The sequence below is a fragment of the Kitasatospora sp. NPDC041917 genome, from assembly GCF_055589745.1.
Genome location: NZ_JBVJBI010000007.1, coordinates 215967 through 233957, shown reverse-complemented (window position 1 = coordinate 233957; position 17991 = coordinate 215967). Strand labels below are relative to the sequence as shown.

At 72.3% G+C, this 17991-nt stretch carries 13 protein-coding genes; 6 read left to right on the top strand and 7 right to left on the bottom strand.

The window, feature by feature from the left end; genetic code table 11:
• The first annotated feature begins 69 nt into the window (after nucleotides 1-69).
• From pta to pyk, 3 genes are all read left to right on the top strand, one after another.
• Nucleotides 70-2241 (top strand): phosphate acetyltransferase, encoded by a 2172-nt coding sequence (gene pta, locus ACZ6EM_RS11440; RefSeq protein WP_465772276.1) that lies wholly within the window; start codon nucleotides 70-72, stop codon nucleotides 2239-2241.
• Nucleotides 2238-3461 carry an acetate kinase gene (locus ACZ6EM_RS11435; RefSeq protein ID WP_401048815.1) on the top strand — a complete coding sequence of 408 codons (1224 nt, stop codon included), beginning with the start codon at nucleotides 2238-2240 and terminating at the stop codon, nucleotides 3459-3461. Before pta ends, ACZ6EM_RS11435 begins: the two co-directional genes overlap by 4 nt.
• Before the next feature lie 94 nt (nucleotides 3462-3555).
• A complete protein-coding gene (gene pyk / locus ACZ6EM_RS11430) occupies nucleotides 3556-4983 on the top strand; it encodes a pyruvate kinase (protein ID WP_359899892.1) in 1428 nt (475 codons plus the stop codon).
• A 106-nt stretch (nucleotides 4984-5089) separates the two neighbouring features.
• Here the strand turns inward: pyk and ACZ6EM_RS11425 are convergent, their stop codons facing one another.
• From ACZ6EM_RS11425 to ACZ6EM_RS11410, 4 genes are all read right to left on the bottom strand, one after another.
• Nucleotides 5090-6502 (bottom strand): hypothetical protein, encoded by a 1413-nt coding sequence (locus ACZ6EM_RS11425; RefSeq protein ID WP_465772275.1) that lies wholly within the window; start codon nucleotides 6500-6502, stop codon nucleotides 5090-5092.
• Nucleotides 6499-7218, bottom strand: a complete 720-nt coding sequence (locus ACZ6EM_RS11420) for a DUF6114 domain-containing protein (protein ID WP_465772274.1) — start codon at nucleotides 7216-7218, stop codon at nucleotides 6499-6501. Before ACZ6EM_RS11420 ends, ACZ6EM_RS11425 begins: the two co-directional genes overlap by 4 nt.
• A 133-nt stretch (nucleotides 7219-7351) precedes the next feature.
• On the bottom strand, nucleotides 7352-8014 hold the full coding sequence (locus ACZ6EM_RS11415) for a DUF6230 family protein (protein ID WP_359899897.1): 663 nt from the start codon (nucleotides 8012-8014) through the stop codon (nucleotides 7352-7354).
• Nucleotides 8015-8714: 700 nt separating this feature from the next.
• On the bottom strand, nucleotides 8715-9707 hold the full coding sequence (locus ACZ6EM_RS11410; RefSeq protein WP_452177016.1) for a tetratricopeptide repeat protein: 993 nt from the start codon (nucleotides 9705-9707) through the stop codon (nucleotides 8715-8717).
• 539 nt (nucleotides 9708-10246) lie between these two features.
• Between ACZ6EM_RS11410 and ACZ6EM_RS11405 the strand changes: the two genes are divergently transcribed.
• Nucleotides 10247-10798 (top strand): TetR/AcrR family transcriptional regulator, encoded by a 552-nt coding sequence (locus tag ACZ6EM_RS11405; RefSeq protein ID WP_359900018.1) that lies wholly within the window; start codon nucleotides 10247-10249, stop codon nucleotides 10796-10798.
• A 64-nt stretch (nucleotides 10799-10862) separates the two neighbouring features.
• Here ACZ6EM_RS11405 and ACZ6EM_RS11400 read toward each other — a convergent pair whose 3' ends face one another.
• The 3 genes from ACZ6EM_RS11400 to ACZ6EM_RS11390 form a co-directional block, all read right to left on the bottom strand.
• Nucleotides 10863-12548 (bottom strand): acyl-CoA mutase large subunit family protein, encoded by a 1686-nt coding sequence (locus tag ACZ6EM_RS11400; protein ID WP_401055126.1) that lies wholly within the window; start codon nucleotides 12546-12548, stop codon nucleotides 10863-10865.
• 208 nt (nucleotides 12549-12756) lie between these two features.
• Nucleotides 12757-13098 carry a DUF3817 domain-containing protein gene (locus ACZ6EM_RS11395; RefSeq protein WP_359899903.1) on the bottom strand — a complete coding sequence of 114 codons (342 nt, stop codon included), beginning with the start codon at nucleotides 13096-13098 and terminating at the stop codon, nucleotides 12757-12759.
• Between the two features lie 76 nt (nucleotides 13099-13174).
• On the bottom strand, nucleotides 13175-13711 hold the full coding sequence (locus ACZ6EM_RS11390; protein WP_401045014.1) for a MarR family winged helix-turn-helix transcriptional regulator: 537 nt from the start codon (nucleotides 13709-13711) through the stop codon (nucleotides 13175-13177).
• Nucleotides 13712-14209: 498 nt separating this feature from the next.
• On the opposite strand from ACZ6EM_RS11390, the gene ACZ6EM_RS11385 reads away from it, so the two are divergent.
• Both ACZ6EM_RS11385 and ACZ6EM_RS11380 read left to right on the top strand, forming a co-directional pair.
• On the top strand, nucleotides 14210-15841 hold the full coding sequence (locus ACZ6EM_RS11385) for a M4 family metallopeptidase (RefSeq protein WP_401045016.1): 1632 nt from the start codon (nucleotides 14210-14212) through the stop codon (nucleotides 15839-15841).
• Nucleotides 15842-16239: 398 nt separating this feature from the next.
• Nucleotides 16240-17865, top strand: coding sequence for a M4 family metallopeptidase (locus ACZ6EM_RS11380; protein WP_465772273.1), 1626 nt, complete (start codon nucleotides 16240-16242; stop codon nucleotides 17863-17865).
• Nucleotides 17866-17991 lie beyond the last annotated feature (126 nt).

The following is a 17991-nucleotide window of genomic DNA, read 5'->3' as shown; positions in this document are numbered from 1 at the left end:
CGGCCGTTCGGGGTGCGAAGGTATGGTCGATATGACCACTTTCCGAGACGACGGGACGGAGACACCCACGTGGCGCGCAGCGTGTACGTGACCGGTATCGACCGGGGGGACGGCCGCCAGGCGGTCGAACTCGGGGTCATGGAACTGCTCACCCGCCAGGTGGACCGGGTCGGGGTGTTCCGCCCACTGGTGCACGCCGCCGCGCCCGGGCGGCCGGGCTCCGACCACGTGGTCGAGCTGCTGCACGGCCGCTACCGGCTCGACCTGCCGAGCACCGAGCTGTACGGCCTCACCTACGAGGAGGCCGCCGCGCTCCAGGCCGCCATGGGGCAGGACGAGCTGGTCTCCGTCCTGGTCGACCGCTTCCACGCGCTGGAGCGGCGCTGCCAGGCCGTGCTGGTGCTCGGCACCGACTTCTCCGACACCAGCATCCCGGACGAACTGGCCTTCAACGCCCGCCTGGCCAACGAGTTCGGCGCCGCCGTACTGCCCGTGGTCGGCGGGCACGACGCGGACGCCGGGACGGTCATCGCCGAGGTCCGCAACGCCCACCGGGCGTACACCGACCTCGGCTGCCAGACCCTCGCGATGATCGCCAACCGGGTCTCCCCCGGCGCCGAGCAGCGGATCCGGCACACCCTCACCGAGAAGCTGCCGATCCCCGCCTACGTCATCCCGGAGGAGCCGGCCCTGGCCGCGCCCACCGTCGCCCAGCTGGTCGAGGCGACCGGCGCCGAGGTCCTGATCGGGGACGCCGCCGGCCTCGCCCGGGACGTGCGCGGCTACGTCTTCGGCGGCGCCATGCTGCCGACCTTCCTGGACGCGCTGACCGAAGGCGCGCTGGTGGTCACCCCCGGGGACCGCGCCGACCTGGTGATCGGCTCGCTGGCCGCGCACGCCGCCGGCGCCCCGCCGATCGCCGGCGTGCTGCTGACGCTCGGCCAGCACCCCGGCCCCAACGTGATGGCACTGGCCGCCCGGCTCGCCCCCGGCACCCCGGTCGCCGTCGTCCCCGAGGGCAGCTGGCCCACCGCCGCCCATCTGACCCACCTGGAGGGCAAGCTCACCCCGGCCAGCCCCCGGAAGGCCGAGATCGCCCTCGGCCTCTTCGAACTGCACGTCGACACCGCCGAGTTGACCAACCTGATCGAGGTCGGCCGGTCCGACCGGGTCACCCCGATGATGTTCGAGCACGAGCTGCTGGAGCGCGCCCGGGGCGCCCGCCGGCACGTCGTCCTGCCCGAGGGCACCGAGGAGCGGGTGCTGCGCGCCGCCGAGATCCTGCTGCGCCGCAACATCTGCGACCTCACCCTGCTCGGCGAGGTGGACGCCGTCCGCCGCAAGGCCTCGGCCCTGAGCATCGCCCTCCCGGACGCGGGCACCGCTCCCGGCCACCAGGCCGGGGGGAACCCGGCCGCCGACCGGGCCCAGGTGCGGATCGTCGACCCGGCCACCAGCCCGCTGCGCCGCCAGTTCGCCGAGCTGTACGCGAAGCTGCGCGCCCACAAGGGGATGACCGTCGAGCTGGCGCTGGACGTGGTCACCGACGTCTCGTACTTCGGCACCCTGATGGTCCAGGAGGGCATCGCGGACGGCATGGTCTCCGGCGCGGCGCACTCCACCGCCGCCACCATCCGGCCCGCCTTCGAGGTGATCAAGACCTCGCCGGGCGCCTCGATCGTCTCCTCGGTCTTCTTCATGTGCCTGGCCGACCGGGTGCTGGTGTACGGCGACTGCGCCGTCAACCCGGACCCGGACGCCCAGCAGCTGGCCGACATCGCCATCCAATCGGCCGCCACCGCCGCCCAGTTCGGGGTGGAGCCGCGGGTCGCGATGCTCTCGTACTCGACCGGCACCTCCGGCTCCGGCGCCGACGTCGACAAGGTCCGCAAGGCCACCGAGCTGGTCCGCGAGCTGCGGCCGGACATCCTGGTCGAGGGCCCGATCCAGTACGACGCGGCGGTGGACGCCCACGTCGCGGCCACCAAGCTGCCGGGCTCCCCGGTCGCCGGGCGGGCCACCGTACTGATCTTCCCGGACCTCAACACGGGCAACAACACCTACAAGGCGGTCCAGCGTTCGGCCGGCGCGGTCGCGGTCGGGCCGGTGCTCCAGGGGCTGCGCAAGCCCGTCAACGACCTCTCCCGCGGGGCGCTGGTGCAGGACATCGTCAACACCGTCGCGATCACCGCCATCCAGTCCCAGGACCGCACATCGGACAGCAAGGAGCCCGTCGCATGAGTGGAGGCACCCGCGTTCTCGTGCTGAACGCCGGCTCCTCGTCGGTGAAGTACCAGCTGATCGACATGCTGGACGGGGCCAAGCTGGCCGCCGGGCTGGTCGAGCGGATCGGTGAGACCGGCGGGCGGCTGGTGCACACCCCGCGCGGCGGCGAGGCGCGCGAGACCGTCCAGGTCTTCCCGGACCACGCCGGCGCGCTCAAGGCCGTCGCCGAGGAACTGTCCGCCGACGGCCTCGGGCTGGACTCCCCCGAGCTGGCCGCGATCGGCCACCGGGTGGTGCACGGCGGCCTGCGGTTCACCGAGCCGACCGTGATCACCGACGACGTGCTCCGGGAGATCCGCCGGCTGATCCCGGTCGCCCCGCTGCACAACCCGGCCAACATCACCGGCATCGAGGTGGCCCGCGCGCTGCGCCCCGACCTCCCCCAGGTGGCCGTCTTCGACACCGCCTTCCACGCCTCGATGCCCGAGTACTCGGCCCGGTACGCCATCGACAAGGCCGTCGCCGACCGGCACCGGGTGCGCCGCTACGGCTTCCACGGCACCTCGCACCAGTACGTCTCGCGGGCCACCGCGCGGCTGCTCGGCAAGGATCCGGCCGAGGTCAACGTGATCGTGCTGCACCTGGGCAACGGCGCCTCCGCCTCGGCTGTCGCCGGCGGCCGCTGCGTGGACACCTCGATGGGCCTGACCCCGCTGGAGGGCCTGGTCATGGGCACCCGCTCGGGCGACATCGACGCCGGCGTGGTGTTCCACCTGCACCGGGTCGGCGGCCTCTCCGTGGACGAGATCGACGACCTGCTGAACCGCCGCAGCGGCCTGCGCGGGCTGTGCGGCGAGAACGACATGCGCGAGATCATGCGCCGGGCCGACGAGGGGGACGCGGACGCGAGGCTGGCCTTCGACTCGTACGTCCACCGGCTGCGCAAGTACATCGGCGGCTACTACGCGGTGCTCGGCCGGGTGGACGCGATCGCGTTCACCGCCGGCGTCGGGGAGAACGCGGCGCCGGTGCGCGCGGCGGCCACCGCGGGACTGGAGGAACTGGGCATCGCCGTCGACCCGGAGCTGAACTCGGTGCGGTCCGGCGAGGCCCGGATCATCTCGCCCGAGTACGGCCGGGTGGCGGTCGCCGTGGTGCCCACCGACGAGGAGCTGGAGATCGCCCGACAGGCCTTCGCCCTGGTGCACCGGGAACGCCGGGAGTCCGAGGACTGACACAGAACCGTCTCACTCCTCGGAACTTTTCGTCGGCGATTCCTCCCGGTGCGTGCCGAATGCACCTATAACACGAACGGATAGACTGATCCATATGCGCCGAGCGAAAATTGTCTGCACCCTGGGTCCGGCGACGGACTCCTACGAACAGCTGAAGGCCATCGTCGAGGCGGGCATGAACGTCGCCCGACTGAACATGAGCCACGGCAACCACGCGGACCACGAGGAGCGGTACCGCAAGGTCCGCCAGGTCTCGGAGGACACCGGCAAGGCCATCGGCGTCCTGGCCGACCTCCAGGGTCCGAAGATCCGTCTGGCGACCTTCGCCAACGGCCCGGTGACCGTCGACAACGGCGACGAGTTCACCATCACCACCGAGGACGTCCCCGGTGACCAGCACATCTGCGGCACCACCTACAAGGGCCTGCCCGGCGACGTGAAGCCCGGCGACCCGATCCTGATCAACGACGGCGTCATCGCCCTGGAGGTCGTCAGCGTCGACGGCCCGCGGGTGAGGACCGTGGTGGTCGAGGGCGGCGTGCTCTCGAACAACAAGGGCATCAACCTGCCCGGCGCGGCCGTGAACGTGCCCGCCCTGTCCGAGAAGGACAAGGACGACCTGCGCTTCGCGCTGCGCCTGGGCGTCGACATGATCGCCCTGTCCTTCGTCCGCAACGCGGACGACGTCAAGGACGTCCACGAGGTCATGGACGAGGTCGGCATCCGGGTGCCGGTCATCGCCAAGATCGAGAAGCCGCAGGCCGTCGAGGCCATGGAGGAGATCGTCCTCGCCTTCGACGCCATCATGGTCGCCCGCGGCGACCTGGCCGTGGAGTACCCGCTGGAGCGGGTGCCGCTGGTCCAGAAGCAGCTGGTCACCCTGGCCCGCCGCAACGCCAAGCCGGTCATCGTCGCCACCCAGATGATGGAGTCGATGATCCACGCCTCGCGCCCGACCCGCGCCGAGGTCTCCGACGTCGCCAACGCCATCCTGGACGGCGCCGACGCGGTCATGCTGTCCGCCGAGTCGAGCGTCGGCAAGTACCCGGTCGAGACCGTCCGCACCATGAGCCGGATCTGCGAGAAGGCCGAGGAGGAGCTGCTCTCCCAGGGCCTCCAGCCGCTCAACCCGGGCCGCAAGCCGCGCACCCAGGGCGGCTCGGTCGCCCGCGCCGCGTGCGAGCTGGGCGACTTCCTGGACGGCAGGGCGCTGGTCGCCTTCACCAAGTCCGGTGACACCGCCCGCCGGCTGTCCCGCTACCGCTCGCCGATCCCGGTGATCGCCTTCACCCCGGACACCGCCACCCGCAACCAGCTCTCGCTGAGCTGGGGCGTCGAGGCGTACGTGACGGAGCAGGTGGCCACCACGGACGCGATGGTCGCGCAGGTCGACCGGGAGCTGCTGAAGCTGGGCCGGCTCGGCGAGGGCGACACCGTCATCGTCACCGCCGGTGTCCCGGTCGGCATCCCCGGCACCACCAACATGGTGCAGGTGCACCACCTCGGCACCCGGAGCGAGTGACCGCCCGCCCGACCCGAACGCCCGTGGGGCGGTCCTCCTTCCGGAGGGCCGCCCCACGGGCCTTGCGGCGCACGCCGCTCGTCGCCCGCGCCGCCCGTCGCCGCCGCTATTTGTCGCTGTAGGGGGCGTCGTCGTTGAACATGCGCATCCCGGGGATCCGCAGGGTGCCGCCGAACTGACCGGCCTGCTTGGCGGTGACGCCGGTCAGCTCCAGGTCCAGCGGGATCGGGATGGAGCCGATCAGGTCGTACAGCCAGCGCGGCAGGGTGTCCGGGGTGAGGGTGATCTCGCCCAGGTCGATCAGGATCGGCAGGCCGAGCACCTTGGAGAGGTGGCCGGACAGCCGCTCCACGTACATGGTGACCGGGCCCTTGCGCATCGTCGAGGTGGACCCCGGGGCGCCCTGGACGTGGAAGGTGACGCCGTTGCCCTCCAGGGTGGACATGTCGAGGTTGTCGATGTCCACGCTGTCGACCACGAACTTCAGGACGCGCTTGCTGCCGGTCGGGGTCTTCACGTCGTAGACGCCGTGGAAGGCCGCGCCGTGCAGGGCGAGCCGGCTGGTCTTCAGGGTCCAGTTCTGCTCCGGGACGACGTGCCCGGGGGCGGGCGCGCCGGCCGTCAGAGACCGGGCGTCCACATCGCAGTTGGGGTTCTCGGTGGGCGTGGCGGACGGGCTGCCGGAGGCGCCCGCGGAGGGCGTCGCCGAGGCGTCCGCGGACGGCGTCGCGGAGGGCTTCGGCCTGCCGGTCGCCTTGCCGCTCGGCGCGGCGGTGGGCGTGGCGGTGGGCGAGGGCTCGTCGTCGGCCGGCCGGGTCGCGGGCGGCGCGGTCTGCGGGGCGGCGGCCCGGGCCTGCGGCTGGGCGGGCTGGGCCGGGGTGCCCGTGCTCGGGGCGGGTGCGGTCGGGCCCGTCGGAGCGGTCGGCGCCGTGGTGGCCGCCGGTGTGGTGGCCGGCGTCGGGCTCGGCGCGGCGTTCGGGTTCAGCAGGTGGCTGATGCCGCCGACCAGGTCGTCGATCAGGCCGGTCCGGACCGCCGTGCCGGTGTCGGTGGAACCGGCGACGGCGGAACCGGCGACGGACGGCTGGGCGGTGGCGGCCGACGGCTTGACCGGCGAGGTGGGCTGCTGGGCGGGCGCGGTGGTCGGCACCTGGGTCGGCACCGAGCCGGGGTCGGTCGAGGGGCCGGCCGGGGGCGCCGTGGTCGGGGCCTGGCTCGGCGCGCCGGACGGGCCCGGCGGCGGCTCCGGCAGCTCGCTCTTGGGCACCGGCGTCTCGATCGGCGCGACGTCCGGCACGGTGGCCGGAGCGGTGCCGCAGGGCTTGCCCGCCGCGGACTCGGCGACCGCCGGGTTGGGCGTGTAGGCCGCGGCCATCAGCAGCGCGGTCGGCACCGCCGCCATCGCCAGCGCCCGGCCTCTCAGCCGGACCCGTACGGGCGTGCGCGGGGCCGCGTGCCGGCCGGAGCGCTGCGCGGGAACGGTCGTACCGTTGTCGGCTTGCTCGGCCGGCCCGGTCACCGCGCCTCCTCCTGGTCCACGGCGTCGGCCTGCTTCGGGACGGTGCTCCCGGCGACGGTTTCGGCGGCCGCGGGGACGGTCGCGGCGGCGGTCGCCGGCGGCGCGCCCCGGGCGGGCAGTTCGGCGGTGGGCACCGCGACGGCGCCGTCGGTGGCGGGCGCGGCGGCGGTCCGGGTCTCGGCGTTCGGCTCGGCGTTCGGCTCGGTGGCGACGCTCTGCGCGACGGCGCTCCCGGCCGCCGCGTCCCCGGCGCCGCTCCCGGCCCGGCGCCGGCGCCGGCCCTTGGCGGCCTTTCCGGCCTCGGGCTCCGGCAGCGGGGCCCAGGAGACCATCAGCCCGCCGCCGATCAGGCCCGGCAGCAGGGCCAGCCCGAAGCCCCCCAGGTTGGAGACCGGGATCGAGACCAGCGTCAGCAGGGTGGTGGCGATACCGGCGAAGACCCGCACGGCCGGCTGGAACCACGCGGTCAGTCCGAGCACCACCAGCAGCACGCCGATGATCAGTGACCCGGCACCCGCCGTGGTGGCCATGGCCACGGTCATGCCGCCCAGCGAGAGCTTGGCGTACGGGAAGTACATGATCGGGACGCCGGCGATCATGGCCAGCAGACCGCCGTAGTACGGCCGCGTCCGGCGGAACGTACGGAACACCCGGCGCAGCCACTGGGCGGGGTTCTCGTGCTCGGCGGGCCGGTAGGAGGCAAGGGCGCTGGACACGGTGCAGCTCCTCGATGGTGTGAACGAGGGGATGGACGAGACACGGGATCCGGGGACGGCGCACACACCGTCCCCGGTCCCGCAGGTGCCGTCGGGGCGGGCGGACCGGGCCCGGTCCGCCGCCGTCAGCGGCTCAGTAGCACTCGCCGGAACCGTCGGTGTGCAGCGCGAGCTTCAGGCCCTGGAGCTTGAAGGTGCCGGCCGAGGTGGCCCAGGCGGTCTGCTGCACGTTGTACAGGTCGGCCTTCTCGGCGGCCTGGGCGAAGCCGGTCTGACCGGACGGCAGGCCGCCGAGCTTGGACTGCCAGCCCTGGGTGGCCGAGCCCTTGAGGGTCGAGGCGTCCTGGCCGATGTTGATGTTGGTGAACTCGGCGTCGGCGTTCAGCTGGTCGAGGTCGATCAGCAGGTTCTTGGCGTAGACCTGCTTGTTGACGTCGTCGCTGTTGCCGGCCTCCAGCCGCAGGACGATCTTGGGCAGCTTCCACGGCAGGTGGGGGATGACGTTGGGGTCGGTCACCACCGACTGGCAGAGGCCCTTGATGGTGGCCTCGTCGAAGGCCGAGACGGCGACCGGGTGCGGAGTGCCGTTCGTCTCCGCGTCGATCGAGCCGAACTGGGCGAAGTTCTTGCCGTGCAGCTCCGGCGTGGTGACCTTGAAGCTCTGGCCGGACACGCTGAACGAAGCCGCCAGCGCGTTGTTGGCGATCGAGATGCCGACCATCGCGGTGGCCGCGACGCTCGGCACCATCACCAGGGCGAAGCGCTTCCAGCGGGTCTTGCCGTAGGTCTGGGACATGCGAGTCCTCCTTCTAGGACGTACATCTCCGGCTCCCCGGCGGTGCGTCCCGCACCGGTGGGGGCCTGGGATGGGAGAGAGCTACGTCCTCGGTAGCGGAGAGCGCCTTGGGCGTCGTCGGACGCGGGAGCGACCCGCGTGCAGCGGGCGTCCCGTCCGAACGCCGGCCGACCTTGCGGGGCGGCGGGCAGGACCGACGACATCGGCGATCACCCCCGAGCGACAACCAGCGACCGCGCAGGGCCGCGCGGCCGGTCGAAGGACAGGAACCGCCGTGGGACCGCGGATACCCCCCTGCCCTCCCTCCCGCCGGCCGGGGCCGGCGGATCACCCGGTGGGGATCCCGCGCTCCGCGTGGCCGACCGGGGTCGGCGGAGGTGGAGTCTGGGACCGGGCGTGGCCGATCGTGCTTGAATCCCGGGCGAAGCACAAGAGGTTCCTTACTGACGGGTAATGCAACATCAGGTGATGTTGATCATGAAATCGACCCGAGCCGCACCCTGCGTGACGCCTTGAAGGAATCGTGATGGCGAAATCCGCCGGAAACACCAGTGAAACACCCGCGGGTGGTCACACATGGTGACCACCCGCGGGTGAAATCAAGATTTGGTAAACCTCTGTTCGGTTGACCGGATTGTCGCCAAATCCCCCGCGACACCGCAGGTCATCCGCCGTGCCAGACGGCGGGCCCGATCCGGACTCAGAACAGCACGCGCGCCAGCGCCGTACGGGCCGCGACGACCCGCGGGTCCTCCGCGCCGATCACCTCGAACAGCTCCAGCAGGCGCAGCCGGGCGGCGTCCCGGTCCTCACCGGCCGTCCGCCCGACGGTGGTCACCAGACGCCCGAAGGCATCCTCGACGTGACCGCCGACCAGGTCCAGGTCGGCCGCCTTGAGCTGGGCCTCGACGTCCTTCGGGTCGGCGGCGGCCGCCGCCCGGACGGCCTGGAGGTCCAGGCCCTCGATCCGCTTCAGCAGCTCGGCCTGGGCCAGGCCCAGCTTGGCCTCGGTGTTGCCCGGCTGCTCGATCAGCACGTTCTGGTACGCACGGATGGCGCCGCCCAGGTCACCGGAGTCCAGCGCGTCGTGCGCGGCGGACAGCGCCGGGTCCTCGGGACGCTGCGGCGCGGCGGCCTCGGCCTCGCCCGGGCCGGCCGCGCCGCCGGCCACGCCGAAGCGCTGCTCGGCGACCAGGATCAGCTGGTCCAGGATCTTGCGGATGTTGGCGGCGCTCTCCGCGCCCTGGAACAGCGGCACCAGCTGGCCGGCCACCACGGCCATCACGGCCGGGATGCCCTGGATGCCGAACTGCTGGGAGAGCAGCTGGTTGGCGTCCACGTCGATCTTGGCGAGCACGAAGCGGCCGGCGTACTCCTCGGCCAGGTCCTCCAGGATCGGGCTCAGCTGCTTGCAGGGCCCGCACCACTCGGCCCAGAAGTCGATGACGACCGGCACCTCGGTGGAGCGCTGGACGACCTCGGTCTCGAAGGTGTCCTCGGTGACGTCGATGACGAGCCGGTGGGCGGACTGGGCGGGGACGGCTCCGGCCGAATCGGCGGCGGCCGCCTGCCGGGCCCGCTCGGCCCGGGCCTGCTCGGCCTTCTGGGCGGCTTCGCCGGCCGCCTTCACTGCGGCGAGGTCGACCGCGCCGCGCAGGGCGGAGCTGTTGAGACGCGAATTCCGTGGCTGCATGGCACCATCCTCCCCCGTCCGCGCTGCTCGCGGGCACCATCCTCCGGAAAGTCGCCCCGCGCGGACCGCGCGGCACGGAATTCCGGGCGCGGTGCCGCTCCCCCGGTAGCCTGGACCGTTCGGCGCGGATCCCCACCCGCGCCCGCGCCGCCCCCGTCCCACGGGACGCGGCGCCTGGTTGTCACTGCTTTCGCTACGAGTCGTAGCGTAACTGGAGCCGGTGCCCCGCCCGCAAGCCCCACCGGCGGTTCGGGGACGTGACCTGCCCCACTTTCCCGGGCCGCCCCGCTGCCCGAACGGGCGAACAGTCGCTACCGTTACCAACCCCACCCAAGTTACTTACCAGTAAAGCGCGAGGAGGCCCGGTGCCGGCCGCCCAGCCCCCAGCGAACCCGGACAGCGTGGAACGCGCCGGGCCCACGACCCGGACCTGCCCCGCCCCGGCCGGCGCGGCCCCCCACCGGGCCGCCGCCACCCCGGAACCCGCGGGCGCCGCCCGGGCCAAGGGCCGCCCCCGCAGCGCCGCCGCCGACCGCGCGATCCTCGACGCCACCCGCGAGGCGCTGGCCGAACTCGGCTGGGGCGGACTGACCATGGGCCACGTGGCGAGCCGCGCCGGGGTCGCCAAGACCACCCTCTACCGCCGCTGGCCGTCCAAGAACGAGCTCGTGGTGGACGCCGTCGCCACCCTCTTCGACGACCTGGTGATGCCCGACCTCGGCAGCCTGCGGGCCGACATCGAGGCCGTGGTGGCCCAGTTCGCCGATCTGCTGGCCCGCCCGGAGACCCAGGCCGCGCTGCTCGCGCTGTTCGCCGAGGGGACCCGCGACCGCCAGCTGCGACGCCGGATCCGCGAGTCCATCGTGGATCCGCAGAAGCGGCTGGTCCGCCAGGGCCGGGCGGCCGCCCAGGCACGCGGAGAACTCGGAGCGGACTGCGACGCCGACTCGGCCCGCGAGGAGGTCGACATCATCTTCGACACCATCGCCGGCACCGTCGAGCACCGCGTCCTGGTCAGCGGCGAGCCGATCACCCCGGAGTGGACCCGCCGCTTCACCGACCTGCTGCTCGGACCGCTGCTCGCCGGCTGAGCGCACGGCGGAGCCGCCGTACGGGATCCCGGTCCCGTACGGCGGCTCCGCTCCGGCCGCGGCCTCAGAACATCGCGTTCTCCTGGTACGTCCCCCACTCCTGCCGCAGCGCGTTGCAGATCTCGCCCAGCGTCGCCTCGGCGCGCACCGCGTCCAGCATCGGCGGGATCATCGACTCGCCCGAGCGGGCCGCCGCCAGCATGGCGTCCAGCCCGGCGCGGACGGCCGCCTCGTCCCGGGCCGCCTTGCGCTCGCCCAGCGCCCGGACCTGCTCGCGCTCGACCTCGTGGCTGACCCGCAGGATCTCCAGCTCGGGGGTGACGCTGCGCGGGTGGCAGTTGACGCCGACCACGCGCTTGTCGCCCTTCTCCACCGACTGCTGGTACTGGAAGGCCGCCTCGGCGATCTCCCCGGTGAACCAGCCCTCCTCGATGCCGCGCAGGATGCCGGAGGTGATCGGGCCGATCTCGTGGTCCTCGCGGCCCTTGTCGAGGATCCGCTGGAAGATCGCCTCGGCCTGCTGCTCGATCCGGTCGGTCAGCGCCTCGACGTACCAGGAACCGCCCAGCGGGTCGGCCACGTTGGCGACGCCGGTCTCCTCCATCAGCACCTGCTGGGTGCGCAGGGCGATCTCGGCGGCCTGCTCGGAGGGCAGCGCCAGGGTCTCGTCCAGGGCGTTGGTGTGCAGCGAGTTGGTGCCGCCGAGCACCGCGGCCAGTGCCTCCACGGCGGTGCGGACCACGTTGTTGTACGGCTGCTGCGCGGTCAGCGAGACGCCGGCGGTCTGGGTGTGGAAGCGCAGCCACTGCGCCTTGTCGGTCTTGGCGCCGAAGCGCTCGCGCATCCAGCGGGCCCAGATCCGGCGCGCGGCGCGGAACTTGGCGATCTCCTCGAAGAAGTCCAGGTGCGCGTCGAAGAAGAAGGACAGGCCGGGCGCGAAGACGTCCACGTCCAGGCCGCGGGACAGGCCCAGCTCGACGTAGCCGAAGCCGTCCGCGAGGGTGTACGCCAGCTCCTGCGCGGCCGTCGCCCCGGCCTCGCGGATGTGGTAGCCGGAGACCGACAGCGGCTTGTACGCGGGGATGCCCTCGGCGCAGTAGGCCATCAGGTCGCCGATCAGGCGCAGGTGCGGCTCGGGGGCGAAGAGCCACTCCTTCTGCGCGATGTACTCCTTGAAGATGTCCGTCTGGAGGGTGCCGTTGAGCACCGCCGGGTCCACGCCCTGGCGCTCGGCGGCGACCAGGTACATGCAGAAGACCGGCACGGCCGGGCCGCTGATCGTCATCGAGGTGGTGACCTCGCCGAGCGGGATGCCGGCGAACAGCACCTCCATGTCGGCGGCCGAATCGATGGCCACTCCGCAGTGGCCGACCTCGCCGAGCGACTTCGGGTCGTCCGAGTCGTAGCCCATCAGGGTGGGCATGTCGAAGGCGACCGAGAGGCCGCCGCCGCCGGCGTCCAGGATCATCCGGTAGCGCTCGTTGGTCTGCTGGGCGTTGCCGAAGCCGGCGAACTGGCGGATGGTCCAGGTGCGGCCCCGGTAGCCGGTCGGGTGCAGGCCGCGGGTGTACGGGTACTCGCCCGGCCAGCCGATCCGCTCGAAACCCTCGTGGGCCTGCCCGGCGGGCGGGCCGTAGACCGGCTCGACCTCGTCACCGGAGAGGGTGGTGAAGTCCGCGTCCCGCTTGCGGGCCTTGTCGTACCGCTGCTGCCAGCGCTGCCGGCCGCGCTCGATCTCCTCGGCGTCCATGACCCCGAACTCCGCTCCGTACGGCCGCCACGGCGACGGGCGGCACAGCTAGTAGGACGTCCTAACAATTTACTCGGACGTCCTAGTACTTGTCGATGGACGACCGCCGGCACGGCCGGGAATCCACTCCGAAGGGCCCACGAAACGCCGGGAGCGCCCCTCCCCCTTGATCGGGGAGGGGCGCTCTCGACGGCGCGGGCGGCGGGGCTCAGACCCCGGCCGGCTGGCGGGCGGCGCCGCCCGCCGGGAGCTTCTCGGCGGCCTCGCGGGCCACCTTGCGCTCGAAGACGAAGGAGAGGAAGGGGATGCAGCCCGCCGCCAGGGTCAGCACCAGCCGGCCCATCGGCCACTTCAGCTTCTGCCCGAGCAGGAAGGTCACCACGAAGTACCCGATGTAGAGGTAGCCGTGCAGCATCGCGACGTACGTGGTCACGTCCTCGGCCGCGCCGAAGCCGTACTTCGCGACCATGAAGCCGCAGAACACCAGCAGCGCCACACCGGTCGCAACGGCCAGGGCCCGGTACCAGCCCAGCAGGGGGGTCGCCTTCATGATCTTCCTCGCGTCGCTCGGCAGCATCGGCCGGTACGCCCGGATCCGCGCACCGCTCCAACGAGGGTAGCCGCCCTCACGCCGTCCCCTTCGCAGCCCCCTCGCCCGGGTCGGTGAAGTCGCCGGCGGCCACCCTCAGCGGCCTGAGCAGATCGAAGACCTTGCGGCACTGCTCCTCGCCGTACTCCTCCAGCCCGAACTCCATCGCCATCAGCCGCCCGGTCGCCTCCTCGACCACCTCGCGGCCGCGTTCGGTGATCGTGGCCAGCACGCCGCGGCCGTCCAGCGGGTTGGGCCGGCGGGCGACCAGACCGGCCCGCTCCAGGCGGTCGACGGTGTTGGTGACGCTGGTCGGGTGGACCATGAGCCGCTCGCCGATCTTGGAGAGCGAGAGCTCGCCGGTCCGGCTGAAGGTCAGCAGCACCAGGGCCTCGTAGCGGGCGAAGGTCAGCCCGTACGGCTTGAGCACCGCGTCCACCCGGGAGAGCAGGATCTGGTGGGCGCGCATGACCGAGGTGATCGCCGCCATCGAGGGGACCGCGCCCCAGCGGCGGGTCCACAGCTCGTCGGCGCGGGCGATCGGGTCGAAGTCGAGAGCGAGGGGCTTGGCCACCTCCTTACCGTACCGGCGGACGCGGCGCGTGTTACCAGGCGTCCTGATGGTGGACAAGCGCAACACGTGGCGGGAACCCGCCAATCGGACGGCCAGGTCCATACCAGGACATTGCGCCGATGTGAACGCGCGACAACGGGCCCCCGGCGCAACGGGGTTGACCCCCGATCGGCCCGGTGCCCTGCCACCAGGCCTCGGTTCGGACAGCAACCCGCCGCAAGGCCGGGTGATTCCTCCCTTTTGTCCACCCGTTCACATTCCTCCGCCGTGGCGGGACTTGGCCAATTCATGAGCAAGACCTGTCATTTGATTTGCTCGATTGTCATGCTTTCGGCCAACCCGTTCGGTAGCCACCACCCCCACCCACTGGTGGCACAGCCGCTCCGACCGCACGGGGACCTGCACGTCAGCGCTCGTTCCGCCCCTCAGGTGCCGGCCCCCGGCCCCCGGAACGCCGCGCGACCGCGTCCGCTCGCGGTTTCCCGGAAGGACTCGTTCGTGAAGCGAAAGCTCGCCGCAGTCGCCGTACTCTCCGCCACCGCCCTGCTCACCGGCGTCGTCCAGGTGAGCGCCGTGGCCGTCGCGGACCCCGCCCCGCAGTCCCAGGGCGCGCAGCAGCGTGCCGACCTGATCGCCCTGGCGAACGGCCAGGCCGGCAAGGTGGCGCACGCCCTGGCCCTGGGCGGCCAGGAGCAACTGGTGGCCAAGGACGCCGTGGTGGACGCCGACGGCACCCGCCACCTGCGCTACGAGCGCACCCTGGCCGGCCTCCCGGTCCTGGGCGGGGACCTGGTGGTGCACCAGAAGGCCGACGGCTCGACCACCTCCGTGGACAAGGCGACCGGCGCGACCCTCGCGCTGCCGAGCCTCACCCCGCAGATCCCCGCCGACCAGGCCGCCGCCCAGGCGACCGGCGCCGTGCAGTCCACCGTGGGCATCGCCGCCGACGAGGACGAGTCCCCGCTGACCGAGGTCCACCAGGCCGGCAAGGCCGAACTGGTCGTCTGGGCCGCCGACGGCAGCCCGCGCCTGGCGTACCGCACCACGGTCGAGGGCCTGCGCGCCGACGGCACCCCGAGCCGCCAGCTGCTGGTCACCGACGCGGCGAGCGGCCAGGTGCTCTCCACCCACGAGCAGGTCCGGACCGCCTCCGGCACCGGCAAGGGCGTCTTCGTCGGCACCGTCCCGCTGACCACCACCCAGAGCGGTTCGAGCTACCAGCTCAAGGACGCGAGCCGCGGCGGGCAGGCCACCTACACCCTGAAGGGCAAGACCTCCGGCTCCGGCACCCTGGTCGCCAAGACCACCAACAGCTTCGGCAACGGCCTGGCCTCCAACGCGGAGTCCGCCGCGGTGGACGCCCAGTACGGCGCCGCGGCGACCTGGGACTTCTACAAGAACACCTTCGGCCGCAACGGCATCAAGAACAACGGCGTCGGCGCCGCGAGCCGGGTCCACTACGGCTCCAACTACGTCAACGCGTTCTGGGACGACTCCTGCTTCTGCATGACCTACGGCGACGGCACGAGCAACACCCACCCGCTGACCGAGCTGGACGTGGCCGGCCACGAGATGAGCCACGGCGTCACCTCCGCCACCGCCAACCTCAACTACTCGGGCGAGTCCGGCGGCCTCAACGAGGCCACCTCGGACATCTTCGGCACCATGGTCGAGTTCTACGCCAACCTGCCCGCCGACAACCCGGACTACCTCATCGGCGAGCTGATCAACATCAACGGCGACGGCACCCCGCTGCGCTACATGGACAAGCCGTCCAAGGACGGCGCCTCGGCCGACTACTGGTCCTCCACCGTCGGCAACAAGGACGTCCACTACTCCTCCGGCGTCGCCAACCACTTCTTCTACCTGCTGTCCGAGGGCAGTGGCGCCAAGACGATCAACGGCGTCAGCTACAACAGCCCGACCTCCAACGGCTCGACCCTCGCCGGCATCGGCCGGGACAAGGCCGCGCAGATCTGGTACCGCGCGCTGACCACCTACTTCACCTCCACCACCAACTACGCGGGCGCCCGCACCGGCACCCTCAAGGCCGCCGCCGACCTGTACGGCGCGAGCAGCGCCGAGTACAGCGCCGTCGCCGCCACCTGGAGCGCCGTCAACGTCAACTGACGCACCGCACAGGCGCACCGGACGCCCGGGACCTCCATCGGGAGGGCCCGGGCGTCCGGCCGTTGCGGAGGGCTGTCAAGGCCGGGCGGCTGGCGGAGTCCCGCCAGGGGGACGAACCGCCGAAACCGGGCAGCGGGCGGCAACCGAACCATCCGTACCGGGATTGGCGGTTCCTGGCCAATCCCCGGAGGCACCCTGTCCATCCCTGCCAACGATTGTCATGCTTCTGACCAAGTCCCGTCCGACCCTCCGCCGCCCCCACCCACACCCGGCGGAGCGTCAGGAACCGCACGGGACCGGCACGTCCGCGCCCTACCGCCCCAAGGCGCCAACCCCGGCGCCCCGGTACGCGGCGCACCCGCACGCACCCGCGGGTCTCGTGGAAGGAACCCCCGCACGTGAAGCGAAAGCTGACTGTCGGAGCCGTACTCTCCGCCACCGCCCTGCTGGCCGGCGTCATCCAGATCGCCGCCGCCCCCGCCCAGGCCGCCGCCCCCTCGCCGGCCCAGCAGCAGTCCGCGCTGCTGGCGCTGGCCTCCGGGCAGAGCGCCCCGGTCGCCCAGGCCCTCGCCCTCGGCGGCCAGGAGAAGCTGGTGCCCAAGGACGTCGTGGTGGACAAGGACGGCACCCGCCACCTGCGGTACGACCGGACCTACGCGGGCCTGCCGGTCATCGGCGGCGACCTGGTCGTCCACCAGAAGGCCGACGGCTCGGTGAAGTCCGTCGACCAGGCCTTCGCCGGCCGGCTGTCGGTGCCCAGCCTCACCCCGGGCCTCGCCGCGCCGCAGGCCGCCGAGGCGGCCACCGCCGCGGTGCGGGCGACCGTCGGCATCACCGCCGACGCCGACGAGGCGGCGCTCAGCCGGGTCGACGGCGCCGGCGCTCCCGAGCTGGTCGTCTGGGCCGCCGACGGCACCCCGCGACTGGCCCACCGCACGGTGGTCTCGGGCCAGCGCTCGGACGGCACCCCGAGCCGCCAGGAAGTGATCACCGACGCCGCCACCGGCCAGGTGCTCGCCAGCGACGAGAAGGTGCAGACCGCCACCGGCACCGGCAAGGGCGTCAACGTCGGCACCGTCACGCTGACCACCACCCAGAGCGGTTCGAGCTACCAGCTCAAGGACGCCTCCCGGGGCAACCAGTCCACCACCGACCTGAAGGGCGGCACCTCGGGCAGCGGAACGCTCTTCAGCAACACCACCAACAGCTTCGGCAACGGCACGCCCTCCAACCGCGAGTCCGCCGCGGTCGACGCCCAGTACGGCGCCGCGGCGACCTGGGACTACTACAAGAACACCTTCGGCCGCAACGGCATCAAGAACAACGGCGTCGGCGCCGCGAGCCGCGTCCACTACAGCACCAACTACGTCAACGCGTTCTGGGACGACTCCTGCTTCTGCATGACGTACGGCGACGGCGCGAGCAACACCCACCCGCTGACCGCCATCGACGTCTCCGGCCACGAGATGAGCCACGGCGTCACCTCCGCCACCGCCGGCCTGATCTACTCCGGCGAGTCCGGCGGCCTCAACGAGGCCACCTCGGACATCTTCGGCACCATGGTCGAGTGGTCCGCCAACCTCCCGGCCGACCCGCCGGACTACCTCATCGGCGAGAAGCTCAACATCAACGGCAACGGCACCCCGCTGCGCTACATGGACAAGCCGTCCAAGGACGGCGCCTCGGCCGACAACTGGTCCTCCACCGTCGGCAACAAGGACGTCCACTACTCCTCCGGCGTCGCCAACCACTTCTTCTTCCTGCTCGCCGAGGGCAGCGGGTCGAAGGTCATCAACGGGGTCAGCTACAACAGCCCGACCTCCAACGGCTCGACGGTCACCGGCATCGGCCGGACCAAGGCGGCCGCGATCTGGTACCGCGCCCTGACCGTCTACATGACCTCCACCACCAACTACAAGGCCGCCCGCACCGCGACCCTGAAGGCCGCCACCGACCTGTACGGCGCGAGCAGCACCGAGTACAACACGGTCGCCGCGGCCTGGAGCGCGGTGAACGTCAACTAGGGCGGGCCCGACACGCCCCGACCGGCCCCGGCGCGAACCGCCGGCAGGACCGGCCCGAGCCACCCCCGGTAAGAAACGGCGACAGGCTGCCGCGGCCCTTTGGGAGAGGAGGCCGCGGCAGCCTGT

What these genes read in the sequence shown, in the direction of transcription:
- ACZ6EM_RS11415 (WP_359899897.1), bottom strand. Translation starts at nt 8,014, where the DNA reads ATGTCCCAGACCTACGGCAAGACCCGCTGGAAGCGCTTCGCCCTGGTG.
- pyk (WP_359899892.1), top strand. Translation starts at nt 3,556, where the DNA reads ATGCGCCGAGCGAAAATTGTCTGCACCCTGGGTCCGGCGACGGACTCC.
- ACZ6EM_RS11400 (WP_401055126.1), bottom strand. Translation starts at nt 12,548, where the DNA reads ATGGACGCCGAGGAGATCGAGCGCGGCCGGCAGCGCTGGCAGCAGCGG.
- ACZ6EM_RS11435 (WP_401048815.1), top strand. Translation starts at nt 2,238, where the DNA reads ATGAGTGGAGGCACCCGCGTTCTCGTGCTGAACGCCGGCTCCTCGTCG.
- ACZ6EM_RS11395 (WP_359899903.1), bottom strand. Translation starts at nt 13,098, where the DNA reads ATGAAGGCGACCCCCCTGCTGGGCTGGTACCGGGCCCTGGCCGTTGCG.
- ACZ6EM_RS11410 (WP_452177016.1), bottom strand. Translation starts at nt 9,707, where the DNA reads ATGCAGCCACGGAATTCGCGTCTCAACAGCTCCGCCCTGCGCGGCGCG.